1 protein-coding gene is annotated in these 552 nt (G+C 75.7%); it reads left to right on the forward strand.

Annotation, left to right across the window (positions count from 1 at the left end; translation table 11 throughout):
• On the forward strand, window positions 1–552 hold a 552-nt coding region (locus GTP77_RS29835), incomplete at both ends, for a glycosyltransferase (protein WP_161075754.1).

Below are 552 nucleotides of genomic sequence, written 5' to 3' on the forward strand. Positions count from 1 at the left end.
CGGCGACGGCCGGCGCGCCGCCGCGCGCGCCGCGCTCGGCCTGGCCGAGGACGACTTCCTGGTGTGCAGCTTCGGCATGCTGGGCGCGACCAAGCTGAACGCCGAACTGGTGGACGCCTTCCTGGCCTCGCCGCTGGGGCGCGACCCGCGCTGCAAGCTGGTGTTCGTGGGCCAGGCCGCGGCGCAGGGCTACGGCCAGCAGGTGCGCGAGCGCATCGCCGCCAGCGGCGCGGCCGCGCGCATCCTGATCACCGGCTTCGTGCCGCCCGAGACCTATGCCGACTACGGCGCGGCCGCCGACATCGCGGTGCAGCTGCGCAGCATGACGCGCGGCGAAACCTCGGCCGCCATCCTGGACTGCCTGCTGTACGGCGCGGCCACCATCATCAACGCCCACGGCGCGGCCGCCGACATCGGCGACGACGTCCTGCTCAAGCTGCCGGACGCCTTCACGGTCGAGCAGCTGGCCGACGCGCTGCAGCGCCTGCACGGCGACGCCGCGCTGCGCGCCCGCCTGGGCGCGGCGGCCGAGCAGCTGGTGCGCAGCGCGCA

This window comes from Pseudoduganella aquatica, from assembly GCF_009857595.1.
Taxonomy (GTDB): Bacteria; Pseudomonadota; Gammaproteobacteria; order Burkholderiales; family Burkholderiaceae_D; genus Rugamonas; species Rugamonas aquatica_A.